The following is a 19,291-nucleotide window of genomic DNA, read 5'->3' on the forward strand; positions in this document are numbered from 1 at the left end:
CCTAGAGGTCGAAGTACAGCTCGAACTCGTGCGGGTGCGGGCGGAGCTGGATCGGGGCGATCTCGTTGGTGCGCTTGTAGTCGATCCAGGTCTCGATCAGATCGGAGGTGAAGACACCGCCGGCCTGGAGGTACTCGTTGTCCGCCTCCAGCGCTTCCAGGACGGCCGGGAGGGAGGTCGGGACCTGCTGGACGTTGGCGTGCTCCTCGGGAGCCAGCTCGTAGAGGTCCTTGTCGATCGGCTCGGCGGGCTCGATCTTGTTCTTGATGCCGTCCAGGCCGGCCATCAGCAGCGCCGAGAAGGCCAGGTACGGGTTGGACGACGGGTCCGGGGCGCGGAACTCGACGCGCTTGGCCTTCGGGTTCGCACCGGTGATCGGGATGCGCATCGCGGCCGAGCGGTTGCGCTGCGAGTACACCATGTTGACCGGGGCCTCGAAGCCCGGGACCAGGCGGTGGTAGGAGTTCACCGTCGGGTTGGTGAAGGCCAGCAGCGACGGGGCGTGCTGGAGGATGCCGCCGATGTAGTGGCGGGCGGTGTCCGAGAGGCCCGCGTAGCCCTGCTCGTCGTAGAAGAGCGGGGTGCCGCCGGCCCACAGGGACTGGTGGACGTGCATGCCCGAGCCGTTGTCGCCGAAGATCGGCTTCGGCATGAAGGTCGCGGTCTTGCCGTTGCGCCAGGCGACGTTCTTCACGATGTACTTGAAGAGCATCAGGTCGTCGGCCGCGGCGAGCAGCGTGTTGAACTTGTAGTTGATCTCGGCCTGGCCGGCGGTGCCGACCTCGTGGTGCTGGCGCTCGATCTGGAGGCCGCTGCGCTCCAGCTCCAGGGACATCTCGGCGCGCAGGTCGGCGAAGTGGTCGACCGGCGGGACCGGGAAGTAGCCGCCCTTGTAGCGGACCTTGTAGCCGCGGTTGTTCTCGACCGCACCGGTGTTCCAGGCGCCCGCCTCGGAGTCGATGTGGTAGAAGCTCTCGTTCGCCGACGTCTGAAAGCGGACGTTGTCGAAGACGTAGAACTCGGCCTCGGGGCCGAAGTACGCGGTGTCGGCGATGCCGGTGGAGGCGAGGTACGCCTCGGCCTTCTTCGCCACGTTGCGCGGGTCACGGCTGTACTGCTCGCCGGTGATCGGGTCGTGGATGAAGAAGTTGATGTTGAGGGTCTTGTCCCGGCGGAAGGGGTCGAGCCGGGCGGTCGACAGGTCCGCGCGCAGCGACATGTCGGACTCGTGGATGGCCTGGAAGCCGCGGATCGACGAGCCGTCGAAGGCCAGCTCCTCGGTCGGGTCGAAGGTCGGAGCCGGAACCGTGACGTGCTGCATCACACCGGGCAGGTCGCAGAACCGGACATCGATGAACTTGACGTCGTTGTCGGCGATGTATTTCTTCGCGTCCTCGGCGTTCTGGAACATCCAACTCCTCCTACTCCCGGCCCGGGCGGGACGGGGTTGCGGCTCGTGGTGCGGCCAGTGCGCCTGCACACGCTGGACCTGACCATAGGCAGGCCGGATTTCTCAAGCATGACCCATTTGTTTCGCAGAAGTTAACCGGGGCGGGTGTGACCGGCGCCTCGCGAGCCGCTACGCACCCGGCGGCGGGCCCGGTAGCGGCACCCGCCGGGCCGGGCGGAGGGGCGGGCGCAGTACCGTGTTCGGGTGGACAACAGGCAAGCAATCGGATCGTGGCTCTCGGGCCCGCGCGCGGCCGCCGAGGAGATGGGGGCCGACTTCGGCTACCGGGGCAAGCGGCTCGGCCTGCCCGAGCACGGCCCGGGGTCCATGGCCCCCCTCGGCCGCCGGTTCGGCGCGATCTTCATCGACTGGGCGCTCTGCCTGCTGATCGCATACGGGCTGTTCGCTCGCGGTGACCAGCAGGCGGCCGGAAACTGGGCGCTGGGCATCTTCTTCGTACTGAGCGTGCTCACCGTCGGCACCATCGGCTGCACCCCGGGCAAGCGCGTCCTGGGCATCCGGGTCGTCGCCGAGAACCGCGACCGGCTGACGTTCGGGCGCGCGGTCGTCCGGAGCGTGCTGGTCTGCCTGGTGATCCCCGCCCTGGTCTGGGACCGCGACGGCCGCGGCCTGCACGACCGGCTGTCCCGCTCGGTACAGGTCCGGAGCTAGGAAGCCCCGTAGGGGCCCGGGGCCGGGAACATCCCGTGAACGGCGAACATCCCGTGAAACGGCGAAGAGGCGGGGGGGGGGGGGGGGGGGGGGGGGCCCCCCCCCCCCCCCCCGGGGGGGCCGGGGGGGGGGCCCCCCCCCCGGGGGGGGGGCCCCCCCCCGCCCCCCCCCCCCCCCCCCCGGGGGGGTTCGGGGGCGGGGGTGCGCCCCCGGGGGGGGGCCGGGGGCGCCCACCACCCCGCGCCCGCCCAACCCCCCGTCCCCGGGCCTGGGGGGGGGGGGGGGCCCCGGCCCCCCCCCCCCCCCCCCGCCTCTTCGTGTCTCCGAGGCGCGTACGCGTCTCAGCGGGTCTTTCCGCCCTTCGGCATCCGCATCCCCTTCGGCATGGGCCCCTTCGGGAGCGGCATGTTGCTCATCAGGTCGCCCATCGCGCGCAACCGGTCGTTGGCGGCCGTCACCTGCGGGCCGGTGAGGACGCGCGGCAGCTTCAGCATCTTGGTGCGCAGCTTCTTGAGCGGGACCTGGCCCTCGCCGTTGCCGACGATGATGTCGTGCACCGGTACGTCGACCAGGATGCGCGCCATCTTCTTCTTCTCGGACGCGAGCAGCGGCTTCACCCGGTTCGGGTTGCCCTCGGCGACCAGCACGATGCCAGCCTTGCTCACGGAGCGGTGCACCACGTCCTGGCTGCGGTTCATCGCGACCGCGGGGGTCGTCGTCCAGCCCCGGCCCACCCGGTCCAGCACCGCCGCGGCGGCGCCCGGCTGCCCCTCCATCTGTCCGAAGGCCGCACGCTCGGCACGCCGTCCGAAGACGATCGCCATCGCGAGGAGGGCCAGTACGAAGCCCAGGATGCCCAGGTAGACCGGATGATCGATCGCGAAACCGATCCCGAGGAGGACGCCGAAGGTGACGATTCCCACGCCCGCGACGACAAGACCGATCTTCGGGTCGGTCCGCCTGGCCATCTTGTAGGTCAGGGCGATCTGCTTGAGCCGCCCCGCGTTCTCGGCGCTGTCCGCGCCTTCAGTCTTTGCCTTCCTCGCCATGTAAAGAAGTTTACGTGGCTCAGGAACGGCGGTCGGCCGCGGCCTCCAGTACGGACAGCACGGACTCGGCCTCGACCCGGTCCTTGGCCCGGCGCCGGTCCTCCTGGACGGCTGACCAGGCGTTGCGGCGGGCCGTGCGCTGGCCGCCGGCCAGGACGAGCGACTCGACGGCGCGGAGGGCCGCGGTGACGGACGGGAGGGCGGCGGCACGTACCGGCACGGCCTGCATCGTGGAGATCTCCTCGGAGCGGATGTGCGCGAAGGGGCGGGCGGGTGGCTCGCGCGGACCCGGCGGCCCGGACGGTCCGGGCCCGTACCGCGCGGCGTGTGCACCCAGCGTCACTGCTCGGTGTTACCAGCGCGTGACCGGACGGTCAAACACCAATGAAAACCCCGATCCGGCGGGCGCGCACGCCGAAGCGGCCCGTACCCGCCCCCGACCTGCGGGGGAGCGTACGGACCGCTTCGCGTCGGTCATGACCGGTCAGTGGTTCGCTGTGCCGGGACTCACACGGCGGGCACCGCGGCGGCGGCGCCGCGACGGTCCATCGCCTGCTGGAAGAGACGGCCCGCGCGGTACGAGGAACGGACCAGCGGCCCGGACATCACACCGGAGTAGCCGATCTCGTCGGCCTCCTCCTTCAGCTCCACGAACTCCTGCGGCTTCACCCAGCGCTCCACCGGGTGGTGGCGCACCGAGGGGCGCAGGTACTGCGTGATCGTGATCAGCTCGCAGCCCGCGTCGTACAGGTCCTGGAGCGCCTCGCTGACCTCTTCGCGGGTCTCGCCCATGCCGAGGATCAGGTTGGACTTGGTCACCAGACCGGCCTCACGGGCCCGGGTGATGACCTCCAGGGAGCGCTCGTACCGGAAGCCGGGGCGGATCCGCTTGAAGATCCGCGGCACCGTCTCCACGTTGTGCGCGAGGACCTCGGGGCGGGCGGAGAAGACCTCGGCGAGCTGCTCGGGCACCGCGTTGAAGTCGGGGATCAGCAGCTCGACCTTGGTGCGGCCGGCTTCCCGCCCGGCGGTCAGCGCGTGGATCTGGCGCACGGTCTCCGCGTACAGCCAGGCACCGCCGTCCTCCAGGTCGTCGCGGGCGACGCCGGTGATGGTGGCGTAGTTCAGGTCCATCGTGACCACGGACTCGCCGACCCGGCGGGGCTCGTCCCGGTCCAGCGCCTGCGGCTTGCCCGTGTCGATCTGGCAGAAGTCGCAGCGCCGGGTGCACTGGTCGCCCCCGATGAGGAAGGTGGCCTCGCGGTCCTCCCAGCATTCGAAGATGTTGGGGCAGCCGGCCTCCTGGCACACCGTGTGCAGGCCCTCGCTCTTCACGAGCTTCTGCAGCTGGTTGTACTCGGGGCCCATCTTCGCCCGGGTCTTGATCCACTCGGGCTTGCGCTCGATGGGGGTCTGGCTGTTCCGGACCTCCAGGCGCAGCATCTTGCGCCCGTCGGGTGCGACAGCGGACACTCCGGCACTCCCCTTTGCTTGTACTGCGTCGGATGCTTCTTTGGATTCTTCGGCGAACACCAGGGTACGCCCGTGGTTCGCACGGCTTTACGTCCGGCCAACCTGTGGCAGGCGGGGCCTATTCCCGGCCGCGTGATCCGGCCGTCACGCCGTGGCCACGGCATCGGCCGGGGCGTCCGGCGTGCCCGACGGCTCGGCGGCCGGGCGCTCGACGACGCGCGGTGCCGGTGCGGCGTTCTCCAGGACGTCCCGCAGGTGCTTCTCGACGACCGGGAGCACCTCGGCGACGGTGATGTCGCGGCCGAGCTCGTACGCCAGCGAGGTGACGCCCGCGTCCCGGATGCCGCACGGCACGATCCGGTCGAACCAGGTGTTGTCCGGGTTCACGTTGAACGAGAAGCCGTGCATCGTCACCCCCTTGGCGACGCGGATGCCGATCGCCGCCAGCTTGCGGTCCTCGCGGCGCTGGCCGGCGTTGGACGGGGCGTACTCGGGGCCGTTCAGCCGGGCGTCGAACTCCTCGTCCTGGAGCCGGGGGTCGAAGTCGAGGGAGAGCCCGCCGATCGCCGGGCGCTCCTCGACCGGGTCGCCGAGCACCCAGACCCCGCTGCGGCCCTCGACCCGGGTGGTCTCCACGCCGAACTCGGCGGCGGTCCGGATCAGCGCCTCCTCCAGGCGGCGGACGTGCGCGACGACGTCCACCGGGCGGGGCAGCTTCTGGATCGGGTAGCCCACCAGCTGACCGGGGCCGTGCCAGGTGATCTTGCCGCCGCGGTCCACGTCGATGACGGGGGTGCCGTCGAGGGGGCGTTCGCTGTCGGCCGTACGCCGGCCGGCCGTGTAGACGGGCGGGTGCTCCACCAGCAGGCAGGTGTCCGGGACGGTGTCCTCGAACCTGGCCGCGTGCACCTCGCGCTGCTTCTGCCAGGCCTCCTGGTAGTCGACGGCTTCCTCACCGAATCCCAGCCGGACGAACCGAAGCTCAGCCACGACAGATGCCTTCCTCTTGTAGTGCGCGGGCGGCGGGGTACCCGGAGCCGCGTCACCATGCACTGATTCACGCCTTTGGCCACTGTACGACCGGTCCGCGGGCGGTGGTCCGGCAGGTCTTCCCGTCAGCACCGCCCCCAATCCTCACACGATCGGATGAAAGTGAAGCGAAGGCGGCTGTGACCGGGGCGGAGGCCGCTAAATTCGCGCCGTTCCCCAAGGGCTGCCCGCCCGGCCCGGAAGGCAGGAGACCGTACAGCTGATGTCGGAACGACCTCCGCAGCGCACCCCCAACCGCCGGCTGGCCGCGCTCATCACCGAGGCAGGTTTCTCCAACGCCGGTCTGGCCCGCAGAGTCGACCAACTCGGCCTCGAACACGGCCTCGACCTCCGCTACGACAAGACCTCCGTGACCCGCTGGCTCCGCGGGCAGCAGCCGCGCGGCACCACCCCCGCGCTGATCGCCGAGGTCTTCACCCGGCGGCTCGGGCGCCGGCTCTCCGCGCAGGACCTCGGCCTGGACGCGTGCGCCCCGGTCTACGCCGGTCTGGAGTTCGCGGCCACGCCCGCGGAGGCGGTCGACATCGTGAGCGGGCTGTGGCGGAAGGACTCCGGCAGCCAGGCCGAGCTGCGCAAGATCGCCTTCACTCCGGCCGGGCTCGTCGTCCCCAGCCGGGACTGGCTGATCGGCCGGGCCGACGAGTCGGTGGGCCGGGGCGGAGAACCCGCGCCGCGGGCGCACGGCGCGACGGGAGGGGCGCACGGGGCGGCGGGGGACGGTGGGGCGGGTGGTTCCCCCCGTCCCGGCGGGGCGCGCCCGGCACCGGGGGCGCACGGTGCGTACGGCGTGCCCGGCGCCCGGGGGCCGGCGGCCGCCCGCCCGGCCGGGGCGTCCGTGCCGTCCGGGCCGCCGGGCGGCCCCCCGCCCCCGCAGGGCCCCGTTCCCGGGCTGTCCGAGGCGTTCGGCCTGCCCCGCCAGAGGCGTTCCGGGCGGGACTCCGGCCAGCGGGTCAGCGGCGGCGACGTGGCCGCCCTGCGCTCGGTCGGCGAGCTCTTCCGCACCCTCGACCACGCCTACGGCGGCGGCCACGCCCGCCAGGCGCTCGTCCGCTACCTGGAGCACGAGGCGGAACCGATGCTCCGGGGCACCTACGGCGAGGCGACCGGGCGCAGACTCTTCGCGGCCGCCGCCGACCTGACCCGGCTGGCCGGCTGGACCTCGTACGACATCGCGGCCCACGGCCTGGCCCAGCGGTACTTCGTCCAGGCGCTGCGGCTCGCCCAGGCCGCCGGTGACCGCGCCTACGGCAGCTATGTGCTGACGACGATGAGCCGGCAGGCGGTCTACCTGGGCCACGGCCGGGAGGCCGTGCAACTGGCCCGGGTCGCGCAGCAGGGCATCGGCTCCTCCGCGCCCCCCGTCGTCCAGGCCCTGCTGCACGCCGTCGAGGCGCGCGGCCACGGGGTGCTCGGCGAGTCCCGGGCCTGCACCACCTCGCTGGCGCGGGCCGAGCGGGCGCTGGACATCGCCCGGCCCGGGGACGAGGTGCCGCACTGGGCGCGCCACTTCGACGAGGCCCAGCTCGCCGACGAGTTCGGCCACTGCCACCGCGACCTCCAGCAGTACCGGGCCGCGGCGCAGTACGCGGAGCGCTCGCTCCAGCTGCGCTCCCCGGCGTACGCCCGCAGCCGGCTGTTCTGCCAGGTGGTGCTGGCCTCCGCCCGGCTCGGGCTCGGCGAGCTCGACCAGGCGTGCGCGCTCGGTGTGGAGGCCGCCCAGCAGGCCGCGGAGATGCGATCGGTGCGGGCCACGGAGTACCTGCACGACTTCGAGCGGCGGCTGGAGCCCTACCGGGACGCCGCCGCCGTACGCGGCTACCGCGACCGGGTCGCCGCGCTGGGCTGAGCACGGCACAGGGGGCGCACGCCGGTGCGCCCCCTGGCTGTTCGAGCGCGGCTCCGGGCCGGGTCCACAGACCTCACCGGGCCGGAGCCGCGAGCTTGGTGTTCCCCTCCGTCAGGCCGCCTCGGGCAGCGGCGTGTGGCCGGCCGGCCGTACGCCCAGGTCGGCGAGGACGGCGTCGGCGGCGCGGCGCCCCGAGTACAGGGCGCCCCGGACGGTGCTGGTGTCCCGGTGGTCGCCGCACACGTAGAGACCGGCCAGCAGCCGCACCGGGCGGCGCAGGTCGTGCGGGGCGGGCATCGCGGGGACCGCCTCCGGGTCGTGGTGGACGGCCAGCAGCTCCCAGTCGTCGGTGCGGACCCCGTAGAGCGCGGCGAGATGGGTGCGGACCGCGCGCTCCAGGCCGGGCGGCGGGGTGCCGAGCACCGTGGAACTGATCAGCGTGCGGCCGTGCGGGGCGCGCGTGGGATCGACTGCGCTCATCACCGCGGTGTGCGCCACCGGGCCGGAGCCGTCGGCGTCCAGCAGCAGGGCGGTGCCGGTCGGCGGGGGAGCGGGCGCGGTGTGGTGAAGGACCGTCACGGGGTGGAAGGACGGCACCCGGAGACCGGGCAGCAGCTCGGCGGCGGCCCCGGCGCCGGTCGCGACCAGCAGGGAACGGCACCCCAGCTCGCCGTGCTCCTCGGTGCGGACCGAGGTGATGTCGGCGGCCGTGACATGCACCCCGGTACGCACGGTGCCCGGCGGCAGCGCGGCCGCGAGGAGCTCGGGCAGCGCCGCCGAACCGCCCTCGGGGACGCAGAGCCTGCCGCGCGCGTAGTCGCGCAGGACGAGGTCGGCGCACCGGCTGGAGGTGGTGAGCCCGGGGTCGGCGAGCAGCGCGGCGAGCAGCGGGCGCAGGAAGCCGTTGACGGTACGGGCGGGCAGCCCGCGGTGGGACAGGGCGGCCAGTGCCGACTGCTCGGGGCGGGCCAGGATGCGGGCCGCCGGGGTGGCGGCGAGCCGGCTCAGCGCGGCGGCCACCCGGGCCTGGTCGATCGGCCCGCCCATCGGCGGCCGGGGGGCGCTCGCGAGGGCGCGCGCCGCCTTGAGTGCGCCCCGAGCGCCCCGTACGTCGCCGGTGCGGTACTGGCGGCCCTCGCTGTGCACCAGCACCCCCGGGGCGAAGGTGCGCAGCACCAGCCCTTCGAGGCCGGGCGTCACGCGCAGCTGCGGGCAGGTGGTGGTGAGGAGCGGGCCGATGTGGTCGAGCCGGAAGCCGTCCACCTCGGCGGTGCTCATCCGTCCGCCGATCCGGGGGGCGGCCTCCAGGACGCTGACGCTCAGCCCCGCGCTGGTCAATCGGTGGGCGGCGGACAGGCCGGCGATCCCGGCCCCGATGATGACGACGTCCGCGTGGTGTGCCGTGCTGAGCATGTGCCCCTCCCCGAGTCGGCGCGGCCGTGGGGGACCGCGGCCCCGACGGGCCTCCCGGAACGACCGGGTTCGCCGGACCGTGCCTTCGGACCACCGCCCGGAGGACGGGCGGCCGACGGCACTACCGGGAGGTTAGGAGCGCGGCGGGCGCGGACGCAGTCGCGCGCACCCGGGGCACCGTTGCACGGGGTCGCATGTCTGTCCGATTCGGTGGCGGGGGCGGCGCATCCACCGGGGCGCTCAGCGCAGGGCGGCGCGGATCGCTCCGTCGATGCCCGGGAAGGCGAAGGCGAAGCCCGACTCCAGCAGCCGGTGCGGCACCACCCGCTGACTGCCCAGCACGTCCTGGGCGAACTCCCCGAGGGCGATCCGCAGGGCCGGGGCCGGGGCGGTGAGGAGCGTGGGGCGGTGCAGCACCCGCCCCATCGCGGCCGTCACCTCGCGGTTGGTGACCGGGGAGGGAGCGGTCAGGTTCACCGGGCCGGACAGCGACTCCGTCTCCAGGAGGTGGCGCAGCGCCGCGACCTCGTCGTGCAGCGCGATGAAGCTCCAGTACTGCCGCCCGTCGCCCAGCCGGCCGCCGAGCCCCGCCCGGAACAGCGGGAAGAGCCGGCCCCAGGCCCCGCCTTCGCGGGCGACGACCAGTCCGGTGCGGGCGTGCACCGTCCGCACGCCCGCCGCCTGGGCGGCGGCCGTGGCGGCCTCCCACTCCACGCAGACGGACGGCAGGAAGCCCTTCCCGGCCGGGGCGCTCTCGTCGACGGCGCGGTCCCCGGTGTCGCCGTAGTAGCCGATCGCCGAACCGGACACCAGGACCTTCGGCGCCGGGTCCAGGGAGGCGACGGCCTCGGCGATCGCGGCCGTGCCCAGTACCCGGCTGTCCCGGATCTCCCGCTTGTACGCCTGGGACCAGCGGTGGTCGCCGACCCCCGCCCCGGCCAGGTGGACGACGGCGTCGCAGCCGACCAGACCCGCCGCGTCGACGTAGCCGCGCCGGGGATCCCACTCCGCCTCGTCCCCGGACCGGGCCGGGCGGCGGACGAGACGGACCACCTCCAGCCCGTCGGCCCGCAGCGAACGCACCAGCGCCGCTCCGACGAGTCCGGACGCTCCGGTGACAGCGATACGGGAGTGAACCATGGGTCCCATCCTGCCCCAACGGCCCTGCCGGGCCCACCGTTGGTGTGCGCCGCGCCGCGTGTCACCGGCGTACCGCGCGAAGAAAGGGACTGACCGCCCGGACCGGTTCTGACACAGTGGCGGGCATGTCCAAGATCCATCCGCACCCGGCCTGCCGGGTCCGCCCCGCCGTCCTCGCCGACGAGGCCGCGCTCGGCGAGCTCGACCGCGCCACCTGGTCCACCCTGCACGCCGTCATGCCGCGCCCCCAGCCGCCCTACGCGCCCTTCTTCGACGAGCGCCACGTACCCGGTGACTTCCTGGTGGCCGAGGTCGCGGACGACCCGCGCCCGGCCGGATACATCAGGCTGGTCCCACCGACCCCCCTGGCCTGCAACTCCCACGTCCGACAGATACAGGGCCTCGCCGTCGCCGACCGGGCGCGCGGCCGGGGCGTCGCCCGCGCCCTGCTGCGCGCCGCCTGCGCGACGGCGCGGGACGACGGGGCCAACCGGATCACCCTGCGGGTCCTCGGGCACAACACGCCCGCCCGCGCCCTGTACGCGTCCGAGGGGTTCACCGTCGAGGGCGTGCTGCCCGGCGAGTTCTTCCTGGACGGGCGGTACGTCGACGACATCCTGATGGGCCGTTCGCTCGCCCCGTGACCGGCCGGGGCGAGGGGACACGGGAAAGGCGGACACCGGGCAGGCTCCGCGCATCCGGTACGACGATCGGCTGAGCGCCCGCGTGTCCGAGCCCGGCCTCGGCCGAAACCGCGGGGCGTGACGTGAATATCGCGGCATGGCGGTTATGGGGTTTTTCGGCAGAGGTGTCCCCGCTCGCAGCGTCGCCCGGACCGCCTGTGCCGGCGTGCTGGCCGCCGCGGTGCTGTGCTGGCCGCCGGGAGTGGCGTACGCGGACGCGACCTCGGCGTACGGGGACTGGTCGATGAGCGGCACCACCGGCACGGTGGACATCCCGCTCACGGACTTCCCGTCCGCCGCGGTGACGACGGACAGCACCACGGCGACCGTGCAGTCGGGGACCTCGGTCTTCCTGGGGCCGGGCACGCCGGTGGGGGAGCGGTACGGAACGTCGCAGGGCAAGGAGTACGTCACCCTGCGGACCGCCGCGGGCCTCGCGCCGTCCACGACGACCCTCACGTTCGAGCAACCGACCAACGCCGGGACCTTCGCCTTCACCCTAGGCGACATCGACGCCGACACCGTCCGGGTCACCGCGACCGGCGCGGACGGGCAGCCCCTGACCACCGACCAGCTCGGCTGGCAGGGCGCCTTCAACTACTGCCAGTCCACCCCGAAGCCGTCCGCGTGCGGGGCCGCCGGGACGGACACCGACGTACCGAACTGGGACCCCGCCACGAGCACCCTGGTCGGCAACGGTTCGGACACCACGGGCGCCTCCGGCTGGTTCCAGCCCACCGTGCCGGTCTCCACCATCACCCTGACCTTCACCCGGCAGAGCGGCTTCCCGGTCTACCAGCTGTGGACCTCGTCGCTGTCCTCGCGGATCGCCGGCCAGGTCACCGCCGACTGCGGTACCCCCGCCGGGCTGGAGGTGCGGCTCCTGGACGAGAACGGGCAGCCCGTGCTCGGCGCCGACGGTCAGCCCGTCACCACGACCACCGACGACCAGGGGAACTACGGCTTCACGGACCTGGCGCCCGGTCACTACCAGGTCAGTACGGAATCGGACGCCTACACCCCGCCGACCAGCTCCCGCCCGGCCGACACGAGCGACGGGAGCAGCGTCACCGACGCCGACCTGGCACTGACCTGCCGGCCCGTCCCCACGCCTTCGCCGACCCTGTCGATCCCGCCGGTTCCGGAGGTGCCCCCGCTGCCGTCCCCGCTCGTGTCCGTGCCGCCGGTTCCCGAGGTGCCCCCGGTCCCGGAGGTGCCCCCGCTCCCGTCGCCGGTCGTCTCCATCCCGCCGGTCCCCGAGGTGCCCCCGCTTCCCTCGCCGGTCGTGACGATCCCTCCGGTCTTCCCGATCCCCACGCCGCCGCCGAGCCCCTCCCCGACCCGGACCTGTCCCCCCACCCCGCCGCCGACCCACGCACCCGGCCCCAGGCCGACGGCCCACCCCCACCCGCACGGAAAGCCCAAGCCGACGGCCCACCCGCACGGGAGCTGGTGAACGGCGGGCGCGTCCCGTCCGCGCCGCCGCGCCCCGGCCCGGTGACCCGCCGGGGCGCGGCGGCTGCCTCAGCCCCTGAACAGCCGCATACCGCCCATGAGTTCGTGCAGACAGCGGACGGCCAGCTCGGCCGGTGAGCCGGGCCCGTCCGTCGGCGCGTCCGTCGTCGCCGCCCAGGACTCCAGCGCGACCCGTACCGAGTCCGTGGCGGCGGCCGCGGCCAGCCGGACCTCCAGCGGGTCCGCCTCCTCGCCGGCCAGCCGGGCCAGCACCGGCAGCAGCCGCTCCTCCGAATCCTGATTGACCCGGTACCAGACCGCGCGCAGCGCCGGGTCCCGCTCGGCCGCCCGCAGCAGCCCGAGCGTCCAGCCCAACTGCTCGTCGGCGTCCCCGTCCGGCATCCGGAACGCCTCGGTGACCGCCCGCTCCAGCACCTCGGCGAACGCGTCCCCCGGCTCGGCCGTCGCCAGCAGCGAGCGCCAGCGCTCGGCGCCCCCGGAGAGCAGCGGGCCCACCGCGTCCTGCTTGGAGCGGAAGTACCGGTAGAAGGTGCGCAGCGCCACGCCCGCCCGCTGCGCGATGTCCTCGGCCGTGGTGCCGTCGGGGCCCCGCTCGGCGAAGAGCGCGGCCGCGGCGCGGGCGATCTCCAGCTGGGTCGCGGCCTTGCGGCGCTCGGTGAGGGACGGCTGCGGCGGCTCGGTGCTCATTCCCAGGACATTACCCCCGGGGGCCAGGGGCATGCGCGCGATGTCGTGATGGCAAAACGTGCCACCTAGGCGTACGGTGGACAGTGATCGGGACGCCCATGGGGGCGCCGTCGACACGCTCCGGGACACCAGTCACCGGGATCGGAGGGACAGACATGAACCGCTACGAAGGCCGCCGCGTCCTCATCACCGGAGGCGGCTCCGGTATCGGCCGGGCCACCGTCCACCGCGTCCTCGCCGAGGGCGGCCGGGTCGTCGCCGCCGACGTCAACGAGGCCGGCCTGGCGGAGACCCGGGCGACCGCCGAGGCGAACGGCACCGCGGACCGCCTCACCACCCTGGCCCTGGACATCGCGGACGAGGCCGCGGTACGGACCGGTGTCGCCTCCGCCGTGGAGACCCTCGGCGGGCTCGACGTCCTGGTCAACGCCGCCGGGATCCTGCGCTCCGAGCACACCCACAAGACCACGCTGGAGTTCTTCAACAAGATCATCGCGGTCAACCTCACGGGCACCTTCCTGATGATCCGCGAGGCGATACCGGCGCTGATCGAGGGCAACGAGCCGGCCGTGGTGAACTTCTCCTCCACCTCCGCGGCCTTCGCCCACCCGTACATGTCCGCGTACGCGGCGAGCAAGGGCGGCATCCAGTCGATGACGCACGCGCTGGCCAGCGAGTACAGCAAGCAGGGGGTGCGGTTCGTCGCCGTCGCGCCCGGCTCGATCTCCTCCGACATGACCAGCGGTCACGGCCCGGGACTGCCCGCCGACGCCGACATGTCGCTCTTCATGAAGCTCTCCCCGGCGCTCGGCACCGGCTTCGCCAGCCCGGACACCGTGGCCGGTGTCGTCGCGATGCTCGGCTCCCGGGACGGCGCGTTCATCACCGGTACGGAGATCCGCATCGACGGCGGCACCCACTTCTAGGACCTGTCTTCAAACTGCCGCCTGCCGTGCGGCGCCCGGCACGCACGCTCGCCGCGTTGTCGGGGTCACCCCGATACATCCAGTATCGGAGCGACCCTCCGCCTTGCGATCGCACGCACCGGACACCGCACGGCCCGGCCTCCGGCCGGACGACGGCAGTTTGAAGACAGGTCCCAGGGGCTGGAAACACACCCTGGCCGCCGGGCCCCTCAGCCGGCCCCGAACCGTGCCCAGAGCCCGGGGAACCGCTTCGCCAGGGACTCGTCGTCGAAGCCCACCGGGGCGCCCCCGGGCTCGGCCGGCTGGGGCGGCAGCCCGAGGTCCGGCGCCACCACGCCGGTGAGCTGCTCGTACGCCTCGTCGGCGGCGTAACCCAGCTCCTCGCCGTCCCCGTCGATCTCCTCGTCGAAGTCGTCGAGGAGATCGGCCAGCGCGTCCGGCTCGTGCAGGGCGCCCTCGAAGACCTCCCGGCCCTGGCCGATCAGCCAGCACCGGAAGAAATCGAAGGCGCCCTCGTCCGCGCCGCCCAGCAGCAGTGCGGCGGCGCCCCACAGCTCCCAGCGGTAGGCACGGTGGAAACGGGCCTCGAAGTGCCGGGCGAAGTCCAGCACCGCGTCGGGGTCGAGCCGCACCAGCCGCTCGACGAGCAGCTCGGCCTGGTCCTCCGGGTCACCCTCGGCGGCCGTGCGCGTGCTGTCGACGATCTCCCAGAACTCCGTCTCGTCCATCACGGATCAAGCATCGGCCCTGGCGGGGCACGGCGCACGCGGACGCCGGGCGGCGCCGCGCTCAGCCGTACAGCCCGTGCAGCGCCGCGGCCGCCGCCGCGAACCGCTCCCGCAGCGCGACCGGCTCCAGCACCTCCGACTCCGGCCCCAGGCCCAGGAGTTGGCCGTACGCGATCTCTTCCGACTCGACCGGCACGGTGAGGGTCAGCCACCCCTCGGCATCCGGCGGACCGGCCGTCTCCAGCGCCGCCCCGACCGCCGAACGGTCCAGTACGTACGGCAGTCGGCGTACCCCCTCGGGGGACAACCGCACCGTCACCTCCGCCCGCAGCAGCGACCGGGCGAACTGCGCGGCCCGCTCCGCCCAGAAACCCGCCAGGTCGAACCGCTCGTCCCGCTCGAACCGCTCCTCGGTCACCACCACGTCCGAGAACCGGTCGACCCGGTACACCCGGAAATCCCCCGCCACCCGTGCGCACACGTACCAGACCCCCGCCTTCAGCACGAGCCCGTACGGTTCCAGCTCCCGCTCGGCCGGGGCGTCCGCGCCGTTGCGGAGATAGCGGGCCCGCACCGTCCGGTCGCCCCACACCGCCCCGGCCAGGGCCGGAAGCTGCTCGGGGGTGACCGGCTCCTGGTACCAGCCCGGCGCGTCCAGATGGAACCGGTGCACGGTGCGGTCCGGGGCGTCCCGCAGCGCGGGCGTCAGGGCCGCCGCCACCTTGAGCCGGGCGGTCGAGGCGGCGTCCGCCAGCCCCATCTCGCGCAGCGCGGACGGCAGCCCGGACAGGAAGAGCGCCTCGGCCTCGTCCCGGGCGAGACCGGTCAGCCCCGTCCGGTAGCCGCCGACCAGCCGGTAGCCGCCGGCCCGGCCCCGGTCCGCGTAGACCGGGACGCCCGCCTCCGAGAGGGCCTGCGCGTCCCGGGTCACGGTCCGCTCCGACACCTCCAGCTCCCGGGCGAGCTCCGCGGCGGTCATGGCCGGGCGGGACTGCAGGAGCAGCACCATTCTGATGAGACGGGCAGCGCGCATACGGCCATTGTGTCCGCATGCGCGCCGCTCCGTTTCCGGTGTCTCAGAGGCCGTACCGCTCCCGGGCCTCCTTGACCGAGGTCGCGCTGACCTCGCCGCGGCGGGCCAGCTGGGCCAGGGCCGCGACGGCGATCGAACGGGCGTCGACGCCGAAGTGGCGGCGGGCCGCGTCCCGGGTGTCGGAGAGGCCGAAGCCGTCCGTGCCGAGCGAGGACCAGTCCTGCTCCACCCACTGGCTGATCTGGTCGGGGACCTGGCGCATCCAGTCGCTGACCGCGACGACCGGACCCGGGGCGCCCTCCAGCGCCTGCGTCACGTACGGCACCCGCTGCTCACCGCGGAGCAGCGCGGCGTCGCACTCCAGCGCCTCGCGGCGCAGCTCGCCCCAGGAGGTGGCGGACCAGACGTCGGCCGTGACCCCCCAGTCCGCGGCCAGCAGCTCCTGCGCCTCCAGCGCCCAGTGGATCGCCGTACCGGAGGCCAGCAGCTGGACCCGCGGCGCGTCCGCCGAGGCGGGCACGCCCTCCTTGAAGCGGTACAGGCCCTTGACGATGCCCTCCTCGACGCCCTCCGGCATCGCGGGCTGCGGCTTCGGCTCGTTGTAGACCGTCAGGTAGTAGAAGACGTTCTCGGCCTCGGGGCCGTACATCCGGCGCAGACCGTCCTTGACGATCACCGCGATCTCGTACGCGAACGCCGGGTCGTAGTTGAGCGAGGCCGGGTTGGTGGCCGCGATCAGGTGCGAGTGGCCGTCCGCGTGCTGGAGCCCCTCACCGGTCAGCGTCGTACGGCCCGCCGTGGCGCCGACGATGAAGCCCTTGCCGAGCTGGTCGGCGAGCTGCCACATCTGGTCGCCGGTCCGCTGCCAGCCGAACATCGAGTAGAAGATGTAGAACGGGATCATCGTCTCGCCGTGCGTCGCGTACGACGTCGAGGCGGCGATGAAGTCGGCCATGGCCCCGGCCTCGGTGATCCCCTCGTTGAGGATCTGGCCGTCCTTGGCCTCCTTGTAGTACATCAGCTGGTCGCGGTCGACCGGCTCGTACGTCTGGCCCAGCGGCGAGTAGATGCCGGCCGAGGGGAACAGCGACTCCATGCCGAAGGTGCGCGCCTCGTCGGGGACGATCGGCACCCAGCGCTTCCCGGTCTGCTTGTCCCGCATCAGGTCCTTGACCAGGCGGACGAAGGCCATGGTGGTGGCCATCTCCTGCTTGCCGGACCCCTTCTTCAGGGCGGCGAACGCGCGCTCCTCCGGCTCCGGCAGCGCCACCGCGTGGACGCGGCGGGCCGGGGCGGGGCCGCCGAGGGCGGCGCGGCGCTCCTGGAGGTAGCGGACCTCGGGGGAGTCGGCGCCCGGGTGGCCGTAGGGCACCAGGCCGTCGGCGAACGCGCTGTCCGGGATCGGCAGGCCGAGCAGCTCGCGCATGTCCTTGAACTCGTCCACCGAGAGCTTCTTCATCTGGTGGTTGGCGTTCTTGGACTCGAAGCCCTTGCCGAGCGTGAAGCCCTTCACGGTCTGCGCGAGGATCACGGTCGGCGCGCCCTTGTGCGCCAGGGCGGCCCGGTAGGCCGCGTACACCTTGCGGGCCTCATGGCCGCCGCGCGAGGTGTAGAAGCACTCGCCGATCTTCGCGTCGGTGAGCAGCTTCGCCAGCTCGGCGAGGGCGGGCTCGGCACCGAAGAAGTGCTCGCGGATGTACGCGACGTCGCGGGTGGCGTACGTCTGGAACTGCGCGTCCGGGACCTCCCGGAGCCGGCGGACCAGCGCACCGGTGGTGTCCAGCTGGAACAGCTCGTCCCACGCGGTGCCCCAGAGCGTCTTGACGACGTTCCAGCCGGCGCCGCGGAAGGCCCCCTCCAGCTCCTGGACCACGCGGAAGTTGGCGCGGACCGGGCCGTCGAGGCGCTGCAGGTTGCAGTTGATGACGAAGGTCAGGTTGTCGAGCCCCTCGCGGGCCGCGAGGGCCAGGGCGGCGGTCGACTCGGGCTCGTCCATCTCGCCGTCGCCCAGGAAGGCCCAGACGTGCGAGTTCGACGTGTCCTTGATGTTGCGGTTGGCCAGGTAGCGGTTGAAGCGCGCCTGGTAGATCGCGGAGAGCGGGCCGAGCCCCATCGACACGGTGGGGAACTCCCACAGCCAGGGCAGCCGCCGCGGGTGCGGGTAGGACGGCAGACCGTCGCCGCCCGCCTCCTGGCGGAAGTTGTCGAGCTGCTGCTCGCTCAGGCGGCCGTCGAGGAAGGCGCGGGCGTAGATGCCGGGGGAGGCGTGGCCCTGGATGTAGAGCTGGTCACCGGATCCGTCCCCCTCCTTGCCCCGGAAGAAGTGGTTGAAGCCCGTCTCGTACAGCCAGGCCGCCGACGCGAACGTGGCGATGTGGCCGCCGACGCCGAAGCGGGAGCCGCGGGTGACCATCGCGGCCGCGTTCCAGCGGTTCCAGGCGGTGATCCGGGATTCCATCTCCAGGTCGCCGTCGAACTCGGGCTCGGCGGCGGTCGGGATGGAGTTGACGTAGTCGGTCTCCAGCAGCTTGGGCAGCGCGAGACCGGCGCCCTCGGCGTGCTCCAGCGAGCGGCGCATCAGGTACGCGGCGCGGTGCGGGCCGGCGGCCCTGGTGACGGCATCCAGGGAGGCCGCCCATTCGGCGGTCTCCTCGGGGTCGCGGTCCGGGAGCTGATCGAGCTCGCTCGGAAGCTTTCCTACGGGGTCGGTCATGATCGCCGCCTTCCGGAGTGGGAGGGGGGTGGAGAAGGCCCTGACTGGCAGGACAGGGCGATCGGGCGGTGAGCCCGCGAGATGAACTGTAAGGCGCCGATCGATGATCGATCAAAGGGTGAAGGGCAAAACTTCTCGATATGAAGAAATTGGCATTCGGTGCCGCGAAACGGGGCACGGAGTGACGGGATCTACGGGTACAAAAAGGGCGCTGACCTGCACGGAAGAGCACCCGTCCCGACAGATGCGTACGTCCTCGGAGGCGGTCCGGAAGGGCTTCTCAGGCGCGCGGGGCGCAGCCCAGGACGTGCGCCTTAGCCAGCACGCCGATGTCCGGGTCCTTGCGCAGGAACGCCTCGATGAGCGCCTCGTGCTCCTCCGCGTACGACTTCTGCACCGTGCCCAGCCAGCGGATCGACAGGGCCGTGAACACCTCGATGCCCAGCCCCTCCCAGGTGTGCAGCAGGACCGCGTTGCCCGCCGCCCGCACCATCTCGCGGTGGAAGGCCACGGTGTGCCGGACCTGCGCCTCGCCGTCGGCCAGCCGGTCCGCCTCGTAGAGCGCCGTCACGTGCGGGGTGAGGCGCGAGCAGTCCTCGCCGAGGGATGGGGCCGCCAGCTCCGCCGCGATCTGCTCCAGACCGGCCCGCACCGGGTAGCTCTCCTCCAGGTCGGCGGCGGTGAGGTTGCGGACCCGGACGCCCTTGTTGGGGGCCGACTCGATCAGCCGGAGCGTCTCCAGCTCCCGCAGCGCCTCGCGCACCGGCGTCTGGCTGACCTCCAGCTCGGTGGCGATGCGGCGCTCCACGATCCGCTCGCCGGGCTTCCAGCGCCCGCTGACGATCCCCTCCACGATGTGCTCGCGGATCTGTTCGCGCAGCGAGTGGACGACGGGCGGGGTCATGAGGGCTCCTTCGGGGCGAACCGGTGCTTCCGCGTCATCACGGCGGCC

General features: G+C 73.1%; 17 protein-coding genes. 5 read left to right on the forward strand and 12 right to left on the reverse strand.

What is annotated here, in order from left to right:
* Position 1 precedes the first annotated feature (1 nt).
* Positions 2-1,411 carry a type I glutamate--ammonia ligase gene (gene glnA, locus ACF08W_RS07465; RefSeq protein WP_352277609.1) on the reverse strand — a complete coding sequence of 470 codons (1,410 nt, stop codon included), beginning with the start codon at positions 1,409-1,411 and terminating at the stop codon, positions 2-4.
* Positions 1,412-1,654: 243 nt separating this feature from the next.
* On the opposite strand from glnA, the gene ACF08W_RS07470 reads away from it, so the two are divergent.
* Positions 1,655-2,122 (forward strand): RDD family protein, encoded by a 468-nt coding sequence (locus ACF08W_RS07470; protein ID WP_352277608.1) that lies wholly within the window; start codon positions 1,655-1,657, stop codon positions 2,120-2,122.
* Positions 2,123-2,463: 341 nt separating this feature from the next.
* Here the strand turns inward: ACF08W_RS07470 and ACF08W_RS07475 are convergent, their stop codons facing one another.
* From ACF08W_RS07475 to lipB, 4 genes are all read right to left on the reverse strand, one after another.
* Complete coding sequence (locus ACF08W_RS07475; protein ID WP_352280405.1) at positions 2,464-3,171, reverse strand: DUF4191 domain-containing protein; 708 nt, start codon at positions 3,169-3,171, stop codon at positions 2,464-2,466.
* Positions 3,172-3,190: 19 nt separating this feature from the next.
* Positions 3,191-3,400: a hypothetical protein gene (locus ACF08W_RS07480; RefSeq protein ID WP_352280404.1), complete on the reverse strand. Its 210-nt coding sequence runs from the start codon at positions 3,398-3,400 to the stop codon at positions 3,191-3,193.
* Positions 3,401-3,678: 278 nt separating this feature from the next.
* The gene (gene lipA / locus ACF08W_RS07485) at positions 3,679-4,644 is read right to left on the reverse strand and encodes a lipoyl synthase (protein ID WP_385205078.1); all 966 of its coding nucleotides are present in this window, start codon (positions 4,642-4,644) and stop codon (positions 3,679-3,681) included.
* 144 nt (positions 4,645-4,788) lie between these two features.
* Positions 4,789-5,634, reverse strand: a complete 846-nt coding sequence (gene lipB, locus ACF08W_RS07490; RefSeq protein ID WP_392278735.1) for a lipoyl(octanoyl) transferase LipB — start codon at positions 5,632-5,634, stop codon at positions 4,789-4,791.
* Between the two features lie 262 nt (positions 5,635-5,896).
* Here lipB and ACF08W_RS07495 point away from each other — a divergent pair, with 262 nt between their 5' ends.
* Positions 5,897-7,540, forward strand: coding sequence for a regulator (locus ACF08W_RS07495; RefSeq protein ID WP_392278736.1), 1,644 nt, complete (start codon positions 5,897-5,899; stop codon positions 7,538-7,540).
* A 111-nt stretch (positions 7,541-7,651) separates the two neighbouring features.
* On the opposite strand, the gene ACF08W_RS07500 is transcribed toward ACF08W_RS07495, so the two are convergent.
* Positions 7,652-8,953, reverse strand: coding sequence for an NAD(P)/FAD-dependent oxidoreductase (locus ACF08W_RS07500; protein ID WP_392278737.1), 1,302 nt, complete (start codon positions 8,951-8,953; stop codon positions 7,652-7,654).
* A 240-nt stretch (positions 8,954-9,193) separates the two neighbouring features.
* Entirely contained in the window at positions 9,194-10,093 is a 900-nt protein-coding gene (locus ACF08W_RS07505) for a TIGR01777 family oxidoreductase (RefSeq protein ID WP_385205090.1), read from the reverse strand.
* Positions 10,094-10,218: 125 nt separating this feature from the next.
* On the opposite strand from ACF08W_RS07505, the gene ACF08W_RS07510 reads away from it, so the two are divergent.
* Both ACF08W_RS07510 and ACF08W_RS07515 read left to right on the forward strand, forming a co-directional pair.
* On the forward strand, positions 10,219-10,737 hold the full coding sequence (locus ACF08W_RS07510) for a GNAT family N-acetyltransferase (protein ID WP_392278738.1): 519 nt from the start codon (positions 10,219-10,221) through the stop codon (positions 10,735-10,737).
* A 205-nt stretch (positions 10,738-10,942) separates the two neighbouring features.
* Positions 10,943-12,232 carry an SdrD B-like domain-containing protein gene (locus ACF08W_RS07515; protein WP_392278739.1) on the forward strand — a complete coding sequence of 430 codons (1,290 nt, stop codon included), beginning with the start codon at positions 10,943-10,945 and terminating at the stop codon, positions 12,230-12,232.
* A 68-nt stretch (positions 12,233-12,300) separates the two neighbouring features.
* Here ACF08W_RS07515 and ACF08W_RS07520 read toward each other — a convergent pair whose 3' ends face one another.
* Positions 12,301-12,939: a TetR/AcrR family transcriptional regulator gene (locus tag ACF08W_RS07520; RefSeq protein ID WP_392278740.1), complete on the reverse strand. Its 639-nt coding sequence runs from the start codon at positions 12,937-12,939 to the stop codon at positions 12,301-12,303.
* A 155-nt stretch (positions 12,940-13,094) separates the two neighbouring features.
* Here ACF08W_RS07520 and ACF08W_RS07525 point away from each other — a divergent pair, with 155 nt between their 5' ends.
* Positions 13,095-13,865 carry an SDR family oxidoreductase gene (locus tag ACF08W_RS07525; protein WP_352280395.1) on the forward strand — a complete coding sequence of 257 codons (771 nt, stop codon included), beginning with the start codon at positions 13,095-13,097 and terminating at the stop codon, positions 13,863-13,865.
* Between the two features lie 209 nt (positions 13,866-14,074).
* Here the strand turns inward: ACF08W_RS07525 and ACF08W_RS07530 are convergent, their stop codons facing one another.
* The 4 genes from ACF08W_RS07530 to ACF08W_RS07545 form a co-directional block, all read right to left on the reverse strand.
* Positions 14,075-14,593 carry a DUF4240 domain-containing protein gene (locus ACF08W_RS07530; protein WP_392278861.1) on the reverse strand — a complete coding sequence of 173 codons (519 nt, stop codon included), beginning with the start codon at positions 14,591-14,593 and terminating at the stop codon, positions 14,075-14,077.
* 61 nt (positions 14,594-14,654) lie between these two features.
* A complete protein-coding gene (locus ACF08W_RS07535; RefSeq protein ID WP_392278741.1) occupies positions 14,655-15,626 on the reverse strand; it encodes a helix-turn-helix transcriptional regulator in 972 nt (323 codons plus the stop codon).
* A gap of 43 nt (positions 15,627-15,669) precedes the next feature.
* The gene (gene aceE / locus ACF08W_RS07540; RefSeq protein ID WP_352280393.1) at positions 15,670-18,339 is read right to left on the reverse strand and encodes a pyruvate dehydrogenase (acetyl-transferring), homodimeric type; all 2,670 of its coding nucleotides are present in this window, start codon (positions 18,337-18,339) and stop codon (positions 15,670-15,672) included.
* A gap of 280 nt (positions 18,340-18,619) precedes the next feature.
* Complete coding sequence (locus tag ACF08W_RS07545; protein WP_352280392.1) at positions 18,620-19,243, reverse strand: GntR family transcriptional regulator; 624 nt, start codon at positions 19,241-19,243, stop codon at positions 18,620-18,622.
* Positions 19,244-19,291 lie beyond the last annotated feature (48 nt).

This window comes from Streptomyces sp. NPDC015144 (assembly GCF_043079735.1).
Taxonomy (GTDB): Bacteria; Actinomycetota; Actinomycetes; order Streptomycetales; family Streptomycetaceae; genus Streptomyces.

What these genes read in the sequence shown, in the direction of transcription:
- aceE (WP_352280393.1), bottom strand. Translation starts at nt 18,339, where the DNA reads ATGACCGACCCCGTAGGAAAGCTTCCGAGCGAGCTCGATCAGCTCCCG.
- ACF08W_RS07505 (WP_385205090.1), bottom strand. Translation starts at nt 10,093, where the DNA reads ATGGTTCACTCCCGTATCGCTGTCACCGGAGCGTCCGGACTCGTCGGA.
- ACF08W_RS07480 (WP_352280404.1), bottom strand. Translation starts at nt 3,400, where the DNA reads ATGCAGGCCGTGCCGGTACGTGCCGCCGCCCTCCCGTCCGTCACCGCG.
- ACF08W_RS07535 (WP_392278741.1), bottom strand. Translation starts at nt 15,626, where the DNA reads ATGCGCGCTGCCCGTCTCATCAGAATGGTGCTGCTCCTGCAGTCCCGC.
- ACF08W_RS07495 (WP_392278736.1), top strand. Translation starts at nt 5,897, where the DNA reads ATGTCGGAACGACCTCCGCAGCGCACCCCCAACCGCCGGCTGGCCGCG.
- ACF08W_RS07530 (WP_392278861.1), bottom strand. Translation starts at nt 14,593, where the DNA reads ATGGACGAGACGGAGTTCTGGGAGATCGTCGACAGCACGCGCACGGCC.
- ACF08W_RS07525 (WP_352280395.1), top strand. Translation starts at nt 13,095, where the DNA reads ATGAACCGCTACGAAGGCCGCCGCGTCCTCATCACCGGAGGCGGCTCC.
- ACF08W_RS07500 (WP_392278737.1), bottom strand. Translation starts at nt 8,953, where the DNA reads ATGCTCAGCACGGCACACCACGCGGACGTCGTCATCATCGGGGCCGGG.
- ACF08W_RS07510 (WP_392278738.1), top strand. Translation starts at nt 10,219, where the DNA reads ATGTCCAAGATCCATCCGCACCCGGCCTGCCGGGTCCGCCCCGCCGTC.
- ACF08W_RS07475 (WP_352280405.1), bottom strand. Translation starts at nt 3,171, where the DNA reads ATGGCGAGGAAGGCAAAGACTGAAGGCGCGGACAGCGCCGAGAACGCG.
- ACF08W_RS07545 (WP_352280392.1), bottom strand. Translation starts at nt 19,243, where the DNA reads ATGACCCCGCCCGTCGTCCACTCGCTGCGCGAACAGATCCGCGAGCAC.
- glnA (WP_352277609.1), bottom strand. Translation starts at nt 1,411, where the DNA reads ATGTTCCAGAACGCCGAGGACGCGAAGAAATACATCGCCGACAACGAC.
- ACF08W_RS07520 (WP_392278740.1), bottom strand. Translation starts at nt 12,939, where the DNA reads ATGAGCACCGAGCCGCCGCAGCCGTCCCTCACCGAGCGCCGCAAGGCC.